The organism is Jutongia sp. SJQ-6, assembly GCF_054161275.1.
Genome location: NZ_CP195314.1, coordinates 41,311 through 58,926, shown reverse-complemented (window position 1 = coordinate 58,926; position 17,616 = coordinate 41,311). Strand labels below are relative to the sequence as shown.

Annotated in this window: 15 protein-coding genes; all 15 read right to left on the bottom strand. The window is 43.8% G+C overall.

The genetic code is table 11. From position 1 onward, the window contains the following. Window positions 1-26 precede the first annotated feature (26 nt). Window positions 27-737 (bottom strand): CDP-alcohol phosphatidyltransferase family protein, encoded by a 711-nt coding sequence (locus ACSAJE_RS00265; RefSeq protein ID WP_458009399.1) that lies wholly within the window; start codon window positions 735-737, stop codon window positions 27-29. A gap of 72 nt (window positions 738-809) precedes the next feature. Beyond that, window positions 810-1,835: a lysylphosphatidylglycerol synthase transmembrane domain-containing protein gene (locus ACSAJE_RS00260; protein ID WP_458009398.1), complete on the bottom strand. Its 1,026-nt coding sequence runs from the start codon at window positions 1,833-1,835 to the stop codon at window positions 810-812. Continuing rightward, entirely contained in the window at window positions 1,816-2,583 is a 768-nt protein-coding gene (locus tag ACSAJE_RS00255; protein WP_118690820.1) for a phosphatase PAP2 family protein, read from the bottom strand. The genes ACSAJE_RS00260 and ACSAJE_RS00255 overlap by 20 nt, the downstream gene beginning before the upstream one ends. A gap of 145 nt (window positions 2,584-2,728) precedes the next feature. Beyond that, window positions 2,729-3,034 carry a hypothetical protein gene (locus tag ACSAJE_RS00250; protein WP_118690819.1) on the bottom strand — a complete coding sequence of 102 codons (306 nt, stop codon included), beginning with the start codon at window positions 3,032-3,034 and terminating at the stop codon, window positions 2,729-2,731. Further along, window positions 3,031-4,362, bottom strand: a complete 1,332-nt coding sequence (locus tag ACSAJE_RS00245) for a replication-associated recombination protein A (protein ID WP_458009397.1) — start codon at window positions 4,360-4,362, stop codon at window positions 3,031-3,033. The genes ACSAJE_RS00250 and ACSAJE_RS00245 overlap by 4 nt, the downstream gene beginning before the upstream one ends. Before the next feature lie 102 nt (window positions 4,363-4,464). Further along, entirely contained in the window at window positions 4,465-5,133 is a 669-nt protein-coding gene (locus ACSAJE_RS00240) for a YigZ family protein (RefSeq protein WP_458009396.1), read from the bottom strand. A gap of 36 nt (window positions 5,134-5,169) precedes the next feature. Beyond that, window positions 5,170-6,204 (bottom strand): lysylphosphatidylglycerol synthase transmembrane domain-containing protein, encoded by a 1,035-nt coding sequence (locus tag ACSAJE_RS00235; RefSeq protein ID WP_022024908.1) that lies wholly within the window; start codon window positions 6,202-6,204, stop codon window positions 5,170-5,172. Window positions 6,205-6,263: 59 nt separating this feature from the next. Continuing rightward, window positions 6,264-7,511 (bottom strand): [FeFe] hydrogenase H-cluster maturation GTPase HydF, encoded by a 1,248-nt coding sequence (gene hydF, locus ACSAJE_RS00230; protein WP_458009395.1) that lies wholly within the window; start codon window positions 7,509-7,511, stop codon window positions 6,264-6,266. A 31-nt stretch (window positions 7,512-7,542) separates the two neighbouring features. Then, complete coding sequence (locus tag ACSAJE_RS00225; protein ID WP_458009394.1) at window positions 7,543-8,790, bottom strand: glutamate-5-semialdehyde dehydrogenase; 1,248 nt, start codon at window positions 8,788-8,790, stop codon at window positions 7,543-7,545. A gap of 75 nt (window positions 8,791-8,865) precedes the next feature. Next, window positions 8,866-9,729 (bottom strand): DegV family protein, encoded by an 864-nt coding sequence (locus ACSAJE_RS00220; RefSeq protein WP_458009393.1) that lies wholly within the window; start codon window positions 9,727-9,729, stop codon window positions 8,866-8,868. A gap of 101 nt (window positions 9,730-9,830) precedes the next feature. Further along, window positions 9,831-10,718: a DUF3881 family protein gene (locus ACSAJE_RS00215; RefSeq protein ID WP_022024301.1), complete on the bottom strand. Its 888-nt coding sequence runs from the start codon at window positions 10,716-10,718 to the stop codon at window positions 9,831-9,833. Between the two features lie 20 nt (window positions 10,719-10,738). Continuing rightward, on the bottom strand, window positions 10,739-13,291 hold the full coding sequence (locus tag ACSAJE_RS00210; RefSeq protein WP_118690812.1) for a transglycosylase domain-containing protein: 2,553 nt from the start codon (window positions 13,289-13,291) through the stop codon (window positions 10,739-10,741). Window positions 13,292-13,376: 85 nt separating this feature from the next. Then, window positions 13,377-14,663, bottom strand: a complete 1,287-nt coding sequence (locus tag ACSAJE_RS00205; protein ID WP_118690811.1) for an adenylosuccinate synthase — start codon at window positions 14,661-14,663, stop codon at window positions 13,377-13,379. Between the two features lie 26 nt (window positions 14,664-14,689). Beyond that, a complete protein-coding gene (gene purB / locus ACSAJE_RS00200) occupies window positions 14,690-16,144 on the bottom strand; it encodes an adenylosuccinate lyase (RefSeq protein WP_022024304.1) in 1,455 nt (484 codons plus the stop codon). Between the two features lie 29 nt (window positions 16,145-16,173). Next, a complete protein-coding gene (gene purF, locus ACSAJE_RS00195; protein ID WP_118507134.1) occupies window positions 16,174-17,598 on the bottom strand; it encodes an amidophosphoribosyltransferase in 1,425 nt (474 codons plus the stop codon). Window positions 17,599-17,616: the final 18 nt, after the last annotated feature.

Genomic DNA, 17,616 nt, shown 5'->3' with positions numbered 1-17,616 from the left:
TATACTCTAATCAATCCATACTATGATCAGCCCATAATAAAATATTCTGTTATCCATTTCCAAAAAGAAGTACGTGGAAAATGCATTTTCGGTACCATCATCTTGGAATTAAAGATCACCAACAACACTGCAATTGCAACGACAACAACAATTCCTGTCAAGACCAGATTGCCCGGCTTGCGCAGCTTAAAATCTACGACAAACAACGTACCTACTGTCAACAGCATTACATGTAACAGTACTAAAAATGTCGTATTGTTTAACACCATCTGTACAACAAAGATCAATGGAAGTACAATGGCAACCGTTGTGATCGGCAGCCCGTGATAATAATGGTTGGCACCGTCCTCGTTTTGCTGGCGTTCAATTTCCAATACATTAAAAAATGCCAGTCGGATCACTCCACAAATTGTATAATATCCGATACAAAACCAACCAAGTGCTCCACGCACTCCCATCAGATAACAGATCATTGCCGGAAAAACACCAAAACAGACGCAGTCGCACAGAGAATCGATCTGCACACCAAACATCTTTTCCCGGTCTGTACGATTCTTTTTGCTTTGCGCAATCTTGCCATCGAACATATCACATAAGCCGGACAACGCCAGGCAAAAAACAGCGGAGCGAAAACTGCCTTCTATCGCAAGTGAAATACCAACCAATGTAATGACCAAACTAATATAGGTCAAAACAACCGTATAATCATATACTCCTATCAAACGTATCTTTTTCATAACACTCTAATCCTCCAAGTTATCGACAGCCCACATGGTTTGAGCCGCCATTGCCGTCTTCTCTCTAAAGAGCTATCGGCCAATTTTAATGTAAGCGAATATTGACATTATACCACAAATTGCAAGCTGCGTATAATAACTTATTCCTCGACTAACGATCAATACCGGAAGTGCCAAAGTTCCTCCACATAATGGTGTAAATATTCTTAAGAACAATGCCTCTGATATTCCTACTCCTCCAGGAAACGGAAGCATATCTACCGCAACCGATATCATTCCCTGTAATAATACGATGAGTCCTATACTTCCCGCCGTTACCCCTAAGCTTCGACACGCTGCTACAGTCACCAAAAACAAACATCCACGTTGAAAGAATGTGATAACAAGTACCTGTAGCACAATAATCTTATGAGACTTAAAAAATGCTGCTGCCTGGCTGTATTTTTCCATCGCACCATCCAGTCTTTCTCGTAGTTTAATCCCCCGTTTCCAATGAAAAATCCGGGTAACAAGGTCGATCATCGCTGCCACCATTCGATGCATCCAGTCAGGATGAAAAACTAACGCTAACATTACCCAGACACAGATCACATTTAAGATGATCCCTAAATAACACCAAAACAAAATGGGATTCAGATAGTGCATCACTACCGGTGGTCGGATCACCAGCACCGCCAATCCTAAAACTACCAACACCATCTTGTAGGTGATCGTTACGATCAACAGGATAAGCGTAGAAACAGATAATGGCAGCTTATCTTTTTTCATAAAATATAACTGCATCGGCTGCCCACCGGAAGCCGACGGTGTGATCGCACTGAAGAAAAATCCGACAAAAGAATACAGACAACAATGTGATGCCTTCGCCTTTTGTCCGGACGTTCGAAACAGCCACCATAAAATAACGGATTCTCCTAATACAAACGCCAGCACTAAAAAGATACTGCCGATCAGGTAACGTATGTCTGCCCCTCTAAGGCAAGCCCATATCGCAGCCGGGTCTTGCTCATGAAAGATAGAATATAACGTAAGTGCAATGATCCCGATCAGAAACACAGCTTCTAAGACCACCTTTTTATTAATTTTTAGAGCTGTCATCTTCGGTGATCACCTCGCTTTCTCCAAATATTTTATGATCCAGGCGTTCAAAAATATGCTGAACCAATTGATAACATTCCGTGTGTCTTCCAAAATACAAACAACCTTCACTGATCACCACTGCCCCCAACACATCGATCAGATAATGTTGTTTGGTAAACTGTGTGGATGCACAGACAAGCACTGCAAATACCCCGGAAAGCATGCGATACCATTTTGGAATCTTATCATTACCGCGAATTGCCGCAAAGCAAAACCAACTTACAAGACAATGAATTGATGGAAAAAGGTTCGTCGGCGCATCAATTCCCTGCATAAACGACATAAGGACACCGCTTAGTCCGGTTCCAACCTCAGAAGGCCTGATATTCGTTGTCGGTAAAATAACGAAAAAAACACCGCAAATAATACGCGACAGATAATCTCCCACTGCAAAGCGATACCACTCCTCTTTGCCAAGACCGGTGATCAATACGTAATTGATCGCCCAAAATGCAAAGCACCCCAAATAGATCCAGATCCAGTCCGGTTCATATGGAATCTGCCTATCAATCCATAATGTCAGATCATAATGTTTTGCATTGCGCATCAAAAACTGCGTTCCGGAATAGATCAGTGAATTAAACACAAAACAAAAAATAACGCTAAATATCGCATATCGCGGAATCCATTTCCCGATACTTTTGTCATAACGTTCTCTTCTAATCTTTTTACGGTCGGAAGCAGTCCTTACAGGTCGATTGCTCATTGTCTTATTCCTTCCTCTATCAGCTTCGGTGATTCTTCGAAACTTCATTGTGCGCTAAAATTATGCGCAGCTATTATAATAACACAATTTGCCGCCAAAAAGAACGCATTCAGGACCATTGTCATAATATCGTCAGAAATCGTTATTATTTTGACTGTGAAGAATGAGAATGATTTATATCTGCTGCCTCTGCAAATCCCTTTTGATTGTCCGCCGGCAGTTCCGGATCCGGATCGTTCAAATGCAGAAAAATTTTCATTGTCATCTGATATGCATACAGAAGCAGCGGCACGACCATCGTCATGATCATGCTTGCCAAAAACAAACGAACTGTATATTTTTTCACAAAGACAGCCGCAATAAATGTCGCCGCATACATAAGCACGATCAATATAATTCCAAGGATCGCCATTACTCTTTTTATTGTTCGAAATACCTTTTCACGTTTCATTCTTTGGTCTCCTCTCCATGAATCCATGCAAAATACTGCCGAATCTTGAGCTCATACCCGTGATCGACCGGATGGTAAAAGGTTCGATCCGCTATCTCATCCGGCAAATACTGCTGTTTTGCATAATGTTTTGGATAATCATGTGCATACTGATATCCGATTCCGTGTCCTAATTTACCGGCACCGCCATAATGTGCATCCTGCAAATAGGGTGGGATTCCGGAAACTTTCGTATGCTGAACACAATCCATTGCCTCACTGATCGCCGTTACTGCAGAATTGCTCTTTGGCGCACTTGCTACATATGTCGCTGCCTGCGCTAAAATGATCTGTGCCTCCGGCATTCCGATCCGTTCTACCGCCTGCGAAGCACTTACAGCAACTACCAAAGCCATGGGATCGGCATTAGAAACATCTTCTGCTGCACAGATCATAATGCGTCGGGCAATAAATTTGATATCTTCCCCTGCATTTAACATTCTTGCGAGATAATAAACCGCCGCATCCGGATCAGAACCACGCATACTTTTAATAAACGCTGAGATCGTATCATAATGGTTATCACCGGATTTATCATATCGCACCGCACGCTTCTGAATACATTCCTGCGCCACGTCAAGTGTGATCGTAATAAGGCCGTCTTCTCCACGCTCTGTTGTCAACACAGCCAGCTCTATCGCATTCAGTGCAGCTCTGGCATCTCCATCTGCCATATCTGCCAAAAAGTCCAGTGCATCTTCTGTCAATCGCACCTTATAACTGCCCATACCACGCTCTGTATCCTCTACCGCACGCCGTAAAAGCCGCTTTATGTCATCCGTCTGCAGCGAATGCAGCTCAAAAATGATCGACCGCGACAGCAAAGCGCCGTTTACTTCGAAATATGGATTTTCTGTCGTAGCTCCGATCAAGATGATCGTTCCATCCTCCACAAAAGGGAGCAGATAGTCCTGCTGACTCTTATTAAAACGATGAATCTCGTCTACAAACAAAATCGTGCGCTTTTGATACATTCCTGCATTATCCTGTGCCTGTTTTACAACTTGTTCCATATCTTTTTTGCCTGCGGATGTTGCATTGATCTGCAAAAATTCTGCACTCGTCGTATTGGCGATCACCTTGGCAAGTGTTGTCTTCCCGGTACCCGGCGGTCCATAAAATATAATAGAACTCAGTTTGTCTGCCTTGATCGCACGATATAACAGCTTTCCCTTACCGATAATATGCTCCTGTCCGACAACTTCCTCCAAAGTCGTTGGACGAAGACGAGAGGCAAGTGGGGATTCCTGTTCCTTTGTCTGTTCTCTCATATATTCAAATAAATCCATGTTCTTCCTCCAAGCGCCTACATAACGATATTGCTATCCCGAAACCATTCCTGCCCTGATCGGACAGAAATATAATTCCTATCAAAGGCTATCTATCACATTCTAATCAAATAGCAGCACCTCGCCGTCACGCACGCCAAAATAAATATGTTCTTCTTGTCCGCTGATCTGTGCCTGCCCGGCAGTCGCTTCTGTCACTTTATTGATCAAACTGTCTTTGTCACTATCCGGCACAGCAACTGTTACAACTACATCTTCCGCATAAACCGTATCCATCAGCGGTAATCCCATCTGCCCAAAAATATACTGTAATTTCCCAATCCCATTATAATCTGTGCGGATCTCCAACCGATATCCCATCAGTTTATCTATGATCGTACTCGCCGCAAGCCCCGCCTGCGCCGCCTGTGAATAGGCACGCACCAGTCCACCGGTACCGAGCAGCGTACCGCCAAAATAGCGTGTCACGATCACTAAAATATCATGCACGCCCGCTCCATGTAACACTTCCAAAATAGGTCTGCCCGCAGTTCCTGACGGTTCGCCATCATCTGTACAACGGCTGACTTCCCCATGTTCGCCAAGTATGAAAGCATAGCAATTATGTCTGGCATCCCAATATTTCTTTTTGGTCTGCTCAATGATCTGCATCGCCTCCTGTTCTGTCTGAACGGGAAATACCTGTGCAATAAATCTCGATTTTTTTTCAATGATCTCATCCGTGCCACCTTCGAGCACAACACATCCAATCCGATTTGCTGAAATGTCCATTCGTTCCTCCATCGTAACAACAATGATCCCACGTGCCTACTTTTGCTTGTGACTCCGGTATACCAAGGAAATCTGCGTACCGATCGTGATCAGGGCACTAATGATCACCAATGCATAAAAACTGACGCCACGGCTTAATAGCATTGCCGGATAAACGTATTGATTCTGCATGATCGTTCGAAACATCACCACGCTAAATCCCTCATTCGCTCCAACGCCACCCGGAACCGGCAGAATATCAATACACACAGAGATAAAACTCTGCAGAATGATCACTTCGATCACCGTGCTTCCGGATAGTCCAAGTGCCAGATAAATAAACCATGTGACCAAAAAGTAGACCAGACGCTGTGCTAATGTGATCACTAACACGATCCCGGCAGTTCCCCAATGAGTACGCATATATAGGGCGCCCTCTTCATAGGCTTCCAGCATATGATCCAATTTCTTTTCCAAGCGTTCTCTGCGTTTTACCAAACGCACTTTATGAAGCAGCCACGTTGCAAACCGAACAATATAGCGTGCCCCATTTTTGGAAAATACAATAATTCCATACAATACGATCGAAACAACATTGACTGCCATCCCAACCCAGAACAACCATTGATAATGTCCCAGTGTCTTTACCATAAACGGATGGTAAAACAGCACCACGATCGCTTCCACGATCACCAATGCGATCTTATAAATAATCGTCCAAAATAACATTGCCACCGAAGATGCACCCATATTGATGCCGTCAGCTTTCATATACAATACCATCATGGGCTGCCCACCGCTGGCTGACGGTGTCAATGCATTAAACAAAAAGCCGATAAAAGAATACCGCAGCGACGGAAAAAAATGCATACGCTCTCCAAGCGAGCGCAATATAACGATCAAGGACGTGGATTCCAAGATCAAATACATGACCGCACACAACACAGCAAATAATATCATGCTTCCCGATGCCCCCTGCAGCAGTCGTCGGATCTCCGGAAGATCCTGATCTTTTAACAGCAAATACATGGTTGCTCCCAGCAACAACAGCATAAATATAATGTTTCCGATTAATTTTGTCTTTTTTTGCATATATCCCTCACTTTATCATTGATAACCTTATAACCCACTTTTTAGGAAGGATCCTCACCTTACTTATCACGAAAAAGCTCTGTGGAACGCTGCACAATGCCGTTAATATAAGCAATAAATATTCCATAGTTTACAATCGGCACCTTTTGTTCCTTTGCCATAAAAATACGATGTTTCATCTCTTTTTCATGAAGCGTACAGCCTCCGCAATGGATCACCATGGCATATGAAGATAAGTCCGCCGGAAAGCTGCTGCCACTGCAAGTCTCAATATCAAGCTTACACCCTGTATGTGTTCTCAACCAATTCGGTATTTTGACCGTACCAATATCATCGCACTGACGTCTATGCGTGCACCCTTCCGCAATTAACACTTTATCGCCATCCCGTAACTGTTCTACCATCCGGACGCCCTCCATCAGCTGCTGCAGATTCCCCTTGTGTCTGGCAAACAAAATTGAGAAAGATGTCAACGGTATATCAGCCGGTACGATCTGATTCACTTCCTTAAAAGCCTGTGAATCTGTGATCACCAGCTTTACTTTATCTGCTAACGCAGACAACACACCGGCAAGTTCTTCCACCTGCGTAACGATCGGAATGGCATGGTGATCCAAAAGATCACGTATTGTCTGCTGCTGCGGCATGATCAGACGTCCCTTCGGTGCCGCAGAATCAATCGGCACGACTAATACCACCATATCACCGGTCTGTACCAAGTCGCTGACGATATGCAGTTCATCGTCTTTCTGTGGAGCTGCAGCGACCAATTGATCTTTCAACTCTTCGATTCCCTGCTTCTTTACCACACTTGTCAATACAACAGCATGACCGGGATATTTTCCCTGTGTCTGATGTCTGATCTGCTCTGCTTCCTGTACAGGTAATTGATCTGCCTGATGCAGCACAATAATTGCCGGCACCTTACGTTCTTCCAACCAAGTGAGCATATCCTGCTCTAACCGTGGCAGCTGCCCGGAAAATTCTTTCTCCTCTGCCAGTTGTGCAATATTTACTACAAGCACTGCAACGTCTGCACGCCGCAACACTTCCTTGGTCTTCTCCACACGTTTTCTTCCGAGCTCACCTTCATCATCAAGTCCCGGTGTGTCGGTCAGAAGACACGGCCCCACCGGCAAAATTTCCATCGCCTTCGACACCGGATCCGTTGTCGTTCCCTTCGTATCAGAAACGATAGCAAGCGGCTGTCCTGTAATTTCATTGATCAAACTTGATTTTCCTGCATTCGTCTTGCCAAGCAGTACGATCTGCAGACGATCACCATACATTGTTGTCTGTAATCCCATCGCTGTCTCTCCTTTTTGTATGACGTCTCCATTATCGAATCTGTCCATCTCCACAGATCAGATACTTCATTGTTGTCATTTCCCGCAGTCCCATTGGTCCTCTCGCATGCAGTTTCTGCGTCGAGATTCCAATTTCTGCACCCAAACCAAATTCTCCACCATCGGTAAATCTTGTCGAGCAATTGACATATACACATGCAGAATCCACTTCCTTTTGGAATTTTTCCGCATTACGATAGCTTTCCGTGATAATACACTCCGAATGACCTGTAGAATATTTGGAAATATGTTGTATTGCCTCATCCACAGAACTTACAACGCGGATGGAAATAATATAATCCAAAAATTCCGTTGCATAATCCTCTTCGGTTGCCGGGATAACACTGTCTCCCAAAATCTGTCTTGTTCTCTCACAGCCGCGGATCTCCACCTGATGCTCTTCCAGCTTTTGCTGCAGCATCGGCAAAAACTGCTCTGCTACTGCCTCATGCACCAAACAGGTTTCTAATGCGTTACATACGCTTGGGCGCTGTGTCTTGCCATTGTCAGTGATCTGCACTGCCATTGCAAGATCTGCCGTCTCGTCAACATATATATGACAGTTGCCTGTTCCCGTCTCGATCACGGGAACCGTTGCGTTCTGTACAACTGCCTGGATCAGCCCGGCACCTCCACGTGGAATCAGCACATCAATGCTGTCATTAGCACGCATCATTTGCGTAGATACTTCTCTAGATGTATCTTCCACTAATTGGATCATGTCTTTGTCGTAGCCGCATTTAGCTACAGCCTCGCGCATCAGTTCCATTAACTTGCAATTGGAATGAAATGCTTCCTTGCCTCCTCGCAGAATAGCTGCATTACCACTTTTAATACATAAGGCAGCAGCATCTACCGTAACATCTGGTCTGGACTCAAATATAATACCAATAACACCCATCGGTACTCTGATTTTAGTGATCTTCATGCCGTTTGGTCTGGTTGATCCTTCGATAACCTCACCTACCGGATCTTCTAAATCAGTCAATTTAAGGCATGCATCGGCAATACCATCGATACGCTCCATCGTCAAACGCAATCTGTCAATCATCGTATCCGATATTCCATTGCTCTTTGCCTGTGCAATGTCCTGTTCATTTGCCTTCAGAATTTCTGATGCATTGGCACGTAAAATTGCTGCAATCTCTGTTAAAATACGATTCTTTTCCCCTGTCGGGCAGCCGGCAATCTGCTTTTTGGCTCTCGCTGCATTTTGTCCTAATTGCTGTATGTAGTTCATTCCTGTCCTCCTATTCCAATGTAAAAGTGCAAAAGCTGTCACACGTGTAACGCATAACAGCCCTTATATGTTTGTTTATACTGATAACTTTTTCGTGCAGGCGATCGCTAATGCCTTTGGACCAATGTGACACGATACACTAAGTGACAATGGATCTGTCATGATCTCGCCTACGTCACCAAAACGTTCCATGATCAGATCACAAAACTGTGCCGCTGCCTCTTCATTGCATGTATGTGCAACCTCCATATGGACATTTTCGATACCACCAAAACGTTTCTCGATATCATCCTGCATTGCATCTAACATTTTGGAAATGCCGCGCTTACTGGTCTTTGCGACCGTAAAGGCATCTAACCTCTCTCCCTGTATCTGAAGAACCGGCTTTAAGCGCAGTGCTGTTCCTAATGCTGCCACTGCCGGGGTGATACGTCCACCTTTTTTTAGATATTTTAAGGTATCTAACATAATATAAATGCTGGATTCTAACTTTTCTTCTTCTAACTTTTCTTTGATCTGCTTTGCACTCCACCCCTGGCCCACCAAAGCGAGTGCATCTAATACAGACTGCTTCTGCGTTACCGAAATGCGCTGATTATTAACAACCTGTACCTTTCCATCATAATCATCTGCAAGCATGATCGCTGTCTGACAGGAGCCGGACAATCCACTGGACATCGGAATATATACTACCTCCTCTGATGTTTCAAGTGCTTTATCCCAAATTTCCATCACGGTTTCGGGAGAGGGCTGCGATGTTGAAATTTCAACATCTTCCTGCAATCTTGCAAAAAATGCATCATGTGTCAACGTAACATCTTCAAAATACGTTTCTCCGGCTATCAAAAACGGCATTGGCACAACAACAACCCCATACTGTTCTGCCTGCTTTTGCGTGATTCCGCTATTGCTATCCGTTATTACTGCAATCTTTCCCATGTTATTTCCATGCCTTTCTCATTTACTTGTTTCACAATCCTATTTGTCCATTATAGCATATCGAATTTCCGTTGGAAATACAATATTTCCTTTACAATTGTCTATAACTCATCCAGACTGTCATAATCTGCATTTCCCTGCATCCAGACAATCCCTTTGAATCTGGCACCAAGAATCGGTTCTCCCAATAGATCGTCCCTGTGAATACTGATCGTGATCAGCAGATCATTACAATTGATCTGTAAAAGCACAATTTGCTCCCCGGTGTATTGATTGGATACGCTGGTCCAATTGATGATCGTACCGATCACCATATAATTGTCCGATTCTGAGCCGTAAGGCACAAATGTTGTCTCTACAATGCTGTACAAATCTTCAGTTTTTATGCGTCGACGTATCTGCGAACTCAGATCCATCTCATCTAAGGTTAAACTGTCAATGGCATCTTGATCTCCTTCTTTTGCCTGCTTGATCAGTTCCTGTTTCTCATGTCCTTCACACATTTTCTGTATTTGAGAAGTATTCGATCGATACACACCTAATATAATCTTGCCGCCTAATGACAAACCCGAAAAGGAAATCTTAGCTCGGTGCGGAGTGTTGTCTTCACAACCTAATCGCAGATAATCTGCAGCATTTTGCAAGTAAAAGATCAATGATATACCAATACGAACATCATCACACATGCCGGTATATGCATCCGTATCTACACGTTTGTTTACGACAACATCCTCCAAGGCTGTAAAAACATCACTAAAAACGTATGGAAAATAGTGCTTTACATGAAAAAAACCTACCTGATCATATTCGCCACAGATTACGATGCCTGTCTTTTTACCCGTTTGTCTTCTAATTTCCACATATTTAGCTTTTCCACTCTTTATTATTGTACGATAATCCGGCTCATTCATCACATACCCAAGCAACTGATCGATCTCTTGTTTGCTATATTGTTTGCTAAAACCGATTGCTCTTAAAAAACGATGCATTCCATTCCTCCATGCTACTATCATTGCTTTTCTTTCTCTGCATGCAGCTTACAAGTATCCCCTATCGTCTTTGGAACAAGATACGGCGCATCTTTCGTTCCCAGATCATCTTCTTTCTTGAGGTATACCTTATATTCGCAATCTTTATCCGGGCAGCCGGCTGCAGCTGCCTTTCCAGACTTCTTACATATCTTGTACTTCACATGACAAGAACAATTCTGTAAAGGCTGTGTTCCCTTGGCAAAATACTCTTTGCGTACGGTCGAACCGCCTAGAGCATTCTCACATAATCCGGGAACTGCCAGATTGCCACATTTTGTACATATCTTTACGGAAATAATATCATCCGGTTTAGCAAACTTCTTTGCCTCACACACTTTAGCTTTGTGTACCCGGGTCATGATCTTTTTCCATATCTTCTGGTAATAGTACGTATTATCCTGTTTGGCAGTTCCATCATAACCGGTCCAGATTCCAGCTGTATAATATGGCGTAAATCCCTCGAACCAAAAATCATAATTTCCTTTCGAAGCACCATTCTTGCCTGCCACCGCCATCTTTTGATCATCTAAAGCCGCCTGTTTGCCATCCCCACTCTCTAGGGTTTCCTGCAGCACATCCGTTAACAACCACGAAGTCGAAGCCTTCATCACTCTTGTCTGTGAAGAATCATTGCTCAATAATACATTACCATCCTCATCCACCACTTTGGTATAAAAGATCGGTTCATGATACACTCCGCCGTCTGCAATGCTTGCATACGCTGCTGTCAATTCCAGATTGGTAACTCCATCCGTCAGTTCTCCCAATCCGGCAGACAACTTAATATCTGTGCTTGTTACTCCGCTATCATCTTTGCGGGCATCAACTAACGTAGAAAAGTGCATTTGCTTCAGATAATCAAATCCCGTTTCAGCCGTGACTTTCTCAAAAATACGCGCTGTCACAGTGTTCACAGAATTTGCCAGTCCATCCCGTATCGTCGTCAATCCCCCATATTCCTTTGCCGTATTTTGCACCATATGATCTGTATCCGTATAACGATACGGTGCATCCTCCACCACAGTACCAAGTGTCATTCCACACGTGTCAAGTGCCGGAAGATAGGATGCCAAAGTACTAAGTACGGTTCCCGGCTGGCGCACGGAAGAAGTAGCTCTATTCAACGTGCGTGAGGAAGTCTTTCCTCCACGCCCACCCACAATAGCACGAACTTTGCCGGTTCCCTGTTCCATAAGCACAAAGGATGCTTGCGGCTGTTTTACCAGACGGATTGTCTCTTCTTTTGTTTTGGCCCCGCCAAGCGTCATTGCCTTACGGAATTTTGCAATCATATGCTTTGCTTTTTGTTCATTATCAAAATATAATGTAATTTCTTTACCGGACTGTTCATAAAACTGTTGCAGATCCAGCTCGGTATACTCTGTCACGGTTCCGTCCGGTCCCTCGACCGCCAAATGATATGTCAGATATGACGGCGTTCCGGTTGGGTAATTAGCATCATTGCCAATCACTTTATCACAGATTGACTGCAACTCTTCTTCCTGGCAAGAATATATACGCAAACCATCGCGATATAACGCATTGTATGCCTGCGTTTCCGTATATCCTAATTTTTCTTTCAGATCCTCAAAAACATTGTCAATGACCGCATCTACATAATAGGAATTACCACTCTCGCTGTCATTGCTTTTCTTTTGGTTTGTTGTCTGCACACGGGTATATACATCATCTCCTAATGCATCTTCATAATCCTCTTCTGAAATATAATTTTGATCCAACATCGCCTTTAACACTTTTTTGCGCTGTTCGCTATTATTTTCCGGATTGGTGATCGGATTATCATCTGTTGGATTCTGCTGTGTTCCTGCCAAAACTGCCGCCTCCGATATTGAAAGCTGCGAAATATCTTTATTAAAATATCGCATGGAAGCATTTTGCACTCCAATTGCGTTTTGTCCCAAATTAATTGTATTTAAATAGTATTCTAATATCTGTTCTTTATCCAGCTTTTGCTCAAGCTGCACTGCCAAATACTGCTCCTGAATTTTTCTCGTAAACTTTTCGTATACAGAGCTGCCATTTCCTTTCCAGATCACTTGATTTCGAAGAAGCTGCTGCGTGATCGTACTTGTGCTTTTTACCTGATCTTTTTCAGAAAGATCATCGACAAATTCCTGAAAGATTGCTGACAGATCCACACCCTTATGCTCATAAAAACGGCTGTCTACCGCTGCAACAAATGCATATTGCACGCAAGCCGGTATTTTATCAAGTTTTACATACTCTTTCCGCTCACTAGACGTGCTTAACGTCTGCAGCTCATTGCCACTCTCATCATAGATCACCGCTCCCGTTCCTTTTGCCAACAGATCGAGTTTACTCAGACTCGGTGCACTGTCCGATACGCCCTTAATCACACCCGCCACACAAAAAAACTGTAGTAAAAGAAATGCGATCAACAATACAATTACCGCTATACGTGAACTAACCCGGAGCCGATTTTTCCATTTGATCCGGGTATCTAACAGCATATTCTGTTTTTTTGTCAACTCCTGCTCACTATAATTCATGAATCCTGTTTCCTCTTCACCTGCTTATAGTCGGAAGGGCAAAACATTCGTTTTGCCCCTCCCTATGCCCTTTACGGTAAATATTTTACTTGTTGCGGTAAATAATATCGGTACGCTTTGGTCCGTTAGATACCATTGTGATCGGTACACCAAGTTCTTTTTCAATAAACTCAATATATTTTCTGCAATTTTCCGGAAGCTTATCATACTCTTTGATGCCGGAGATATCACATGCCCATCCCGGAAGCACTTCATACACTGGTTTTGCTTTCGCAAGCTTAGTCGTAACAGGGAACTCTTTGACTACTTCCCCATCGATCTCATAGCCAACACATACCGGAATCTCTTTAAGGTATCCTAAGCAGTCTAACACCGTTAATACCACATCGGTAGCACCCTGAATCTGGCAGCCATAACGGCTTGCTACTGCATCAAACCAGCCCATACGGCGTGGTCTTCCTGTCGTAGCACCATATTCTCCGCCATCACCACCGTGATTACGAAGCTTGGAAGCTTCCTCTTCGTCTAAAATCTCGCTGACAAACTCGCCGGCGCCAACTGCGCTGGAGTATGCTTTTACAACCGTGACAATACGCTTGATCTCATATGGCGGAATACCTGCGCCGATCGCACCATAAGCTGCCAATGTAGAAGAAGAAGTAACCATTGGATAAATACCGTGATCCGGATCTTTCAAAGAACCAAGCTGCCCCTCTAACAGGATATTCTTGCCCTCTTTGATCGCTTCCCTTAAATATGCTGATACATTGCATACATACGGAGCTATCATATCACGATACTCATGCAGTGTAGCTATAAGCTCGTCCGGCTTGAGTTCCGGCTTATTATACAAATACTTCAAAATGACGTTCTTCTGCTCGCAGATTCGATTTACTTTATCTCTCAAAACCTCATCATCGGCAAACAGCTCAGATACCTGAATGCCGATCTTTGCATATTTATCAGAATAGAACGGAGCAATACCTGATTTGGTAGAGCCAAAGGAAGCCTTTCCAAGACGTTCCTCTTCATACTGATCAAAGGCAATGTGATATGGCATTAAGATCTGTGCACGATCTGATACTAAAATCTTTGGCTTTGGTACACCACGCTTCACAATCTCATTGATCTCATTGAAAAGATAGGGAATATTAAGTGCAACACCATTACCAATAATACTTGTCGTGTGATCATAAAAAACACCCGATGGTAATAAGTGCAATGCAAATTTACCATAATCATTGATAATCGTATGGCCTGCATTACTACCGCCTTGGAAGCGCACGATAATATCGGACTCCTCTCCCAACATATCGGTAATCTTTCCTTTTCCTTCGTCACCCCAGTTTGCACCTACAATCGCTGTTACCATTTGTTTTCCTCCTTGCCTTTGCTGCTTTATACATTAATTTCTGCCTTCATGCCAAGAATGTCCTTATTGGCATCAAGAACAGGCTGTACAACCTCTTCGATAAACTCCTTCACCTGGGAAACCGAACGACCTACATATTTCTCCGGTTTCATAGCCTCTTTGAGCTCATCGATACCCATTGGGAACTCTTCATCTGCTGCGATCAGCTCTAACAGATTATTCTCCTTACCAAGTTCCTTCACATTACGCCCTGCTTCCATGGAAAGCGTACGGATCTTCTCATGAAGCTCCTGGCGATTGCCACCCGCCTTCACTGCATCCATCATAATATTCTCAGTAGCCATAAATGGAAGTTCTGACATCAGTCTTCTCTCAATAACCTTATCGTATACGACCAATCCATCTACGACATTCAAAAGCAGATCCAAAATACCATCTGTTGCCAAAAATCCCTCCGGAATACTAATTCTCTTATTTGCAGAATCATCCAAAGTACGCTCAAACCACTGGCAGGCTGATGTAAACATGGTATTCGTAACATCTGCCATCACATAACGTGACAAAGAAGCAATGCGCTCACTTCTCATTGGATTTCTCTTGTAGGCCATAGCAGAAGATCCGATCTGATTCTTCTCAAACGGCTCCTCAATCTCCTTTAAATGCTGTAACAAACGAATGTCATTGGAGAACTTGTGTGCACTTGCAGCGATTCCTGCCAAAACATTTGCCACACGTGTATCTAACTTACGGGAATATGTTTGGCCGGATACCGGGAAGCAGGACTTAAATCCCATCTTCTCTGCGATCAAATGATCCAATTTCTTTACTTTCTCCTCATCGCCGTCAAACAACTCCATAAAACTTGCCTGTGTACCTGTCGTTCCCTTGGAACCAAGCAATTTCATCGTAGACAGTACATAATCCACATCTTCCAGATCCATCATAAATTCCTGAAGCCACAAGGTTGCACGTTTACCAACTGTTGTCGGCTGTGCCGGCTGAAAATGGGTAAAAGCAAGCGTCGGAAGATCTTTATACTTCATAGCGAACTTTGCCAGCTCATCAATAACATTGACTAATTTATTTTTCACAAGCTGTAACGCCTCTGTCATAATAATAACGTCCGTATTGTCTCCTACATAGCAGGAAGTTGCTCCCAAATGAATAATTCCTGCTGCTTTCGGACACTGCTGTCCATAGGCATAGACATGACTCATAACATCATGACGAACCAGCTTTTCTCTTTCTTTGGCAACATCATAGTTAATATCCTCTGCATGTGCCTTTAATTCCTCGATCTGTTCCGTCGTCACCGCCGGACCGCCCTGCTCGTTTTTGAGTCCAAGCTCGTTTTCTGCTTCTGCTAATGCAATCCATAATTTTCTCCAAGTTTTAAACTTTTTGTCCGGAGAAAAGATATACTGCATCTCCTTACTTGCATAACGCTCTGACAATGGGCTTGTGTACTTATCTGTGCTCATAATTCTCCTCTTTTCGTTGATAATTTATTTTAGTGGTCATATTCACCACGAATATCCTCTTTTGGTGGTTCCATTGGATACTGACCGGTAAAACATGCATGGCAGTATCCCTCATCGCCGTCGATCAATTCTGCCAAACGTTCTTTATCCAAATACCCCAAAGAATCTGCACCGATCATCTCGCAGATTTCCTCTACAGAATGATTATATGCGATCAGCTGGTCACTGGATGGAACATCCGTGCCAAAATAGCATGGATACATAAATGGCGGTGAACTGATGCGGACATGCACTTCTTTCGCACCTGCATCGCGGATCATCTTTACAATACGTGCACTCGTTGTACCTCGCACGATCGAATCATCGATCATAATTACGCGTTTGCCATTTACTACCTCGCGCAGTGCATTTAGCTTCACCATAACACTGCTCTCTCTGGCTGACTGTTTCGGCTTAATAAAGGTTCGTCCCACATAACTGTTCTTAACAAATGCGGTTCCATATGGGATCCCCGACTCCATGGAATATCCCATCGCTGCTGCATTACCGGACTCCGGAACGCCTACGACAATATCCGCATCCACCGGATGCTCCTGCGCCAGGATCTTTCCTGCTGTCAATCGAGAGGAATGCACACATATCCCATCGATATAACTATCCGGTCTGGCAAAGTAAATATATTCAAAAATACATCTTGCGCATTTGTCAGAAGCCATACTGCGATCTGACTGTATTCCCTGCGGCGTGATCGTAACGATCTCTCCCGGTGCAACATCTCGTACAAATTCTGCACCAACTGTGTCCAAAGCACAGCTTTCAGATGAGAAAAAGTATGCATTATCCCGCTTACCAATGCAAAGTGGGTGGAATCCAAACGGATCTCTCGCACCGATCATTTTGCGCGGACTGGCAACCACCAGCGAGTACGCACCCCGGATCTTCTGCATCGCTAACTTCACCGCATCTTCCACAGTTCCAACATGTAATCTCTCACGGGCGATCAAATAGGCGATCACCTCAGAATCAATGCTGGTATGAAAAATCGCTCCCATCAATTCCAACTCTCTGCGCAGATCAACTGCATTAACGAGATTACCATTGTGTGCAACCATCAGAGTGCCTTTGATATAATTCAATACCAACGGCTGCGTATTCTCCGGGATACTGGCTCCAGCCGTTGAATAACGCACATGCCCTACGCCAATATCACCATGAAGCTGTTCTAACTTCTCTGCATCAAATACTTCGTTGACAAGTCCCATTCCCTTGATCATCTGGGAATTTCGTTTCTCACCGTCTGTACGGCTCACTGCGATACCACAGCTTTCCTGTCCTCGGTGCTGCAGCGAAAACAGACCATAATAAATGGACGAAGCAACATCGCCGCCATCCATGTCATACATTCCAAATACGCCACATTCTTCTCCTAATTTCGGATCTTCAATGCCAGCCATCATACACGATCTGTTGGT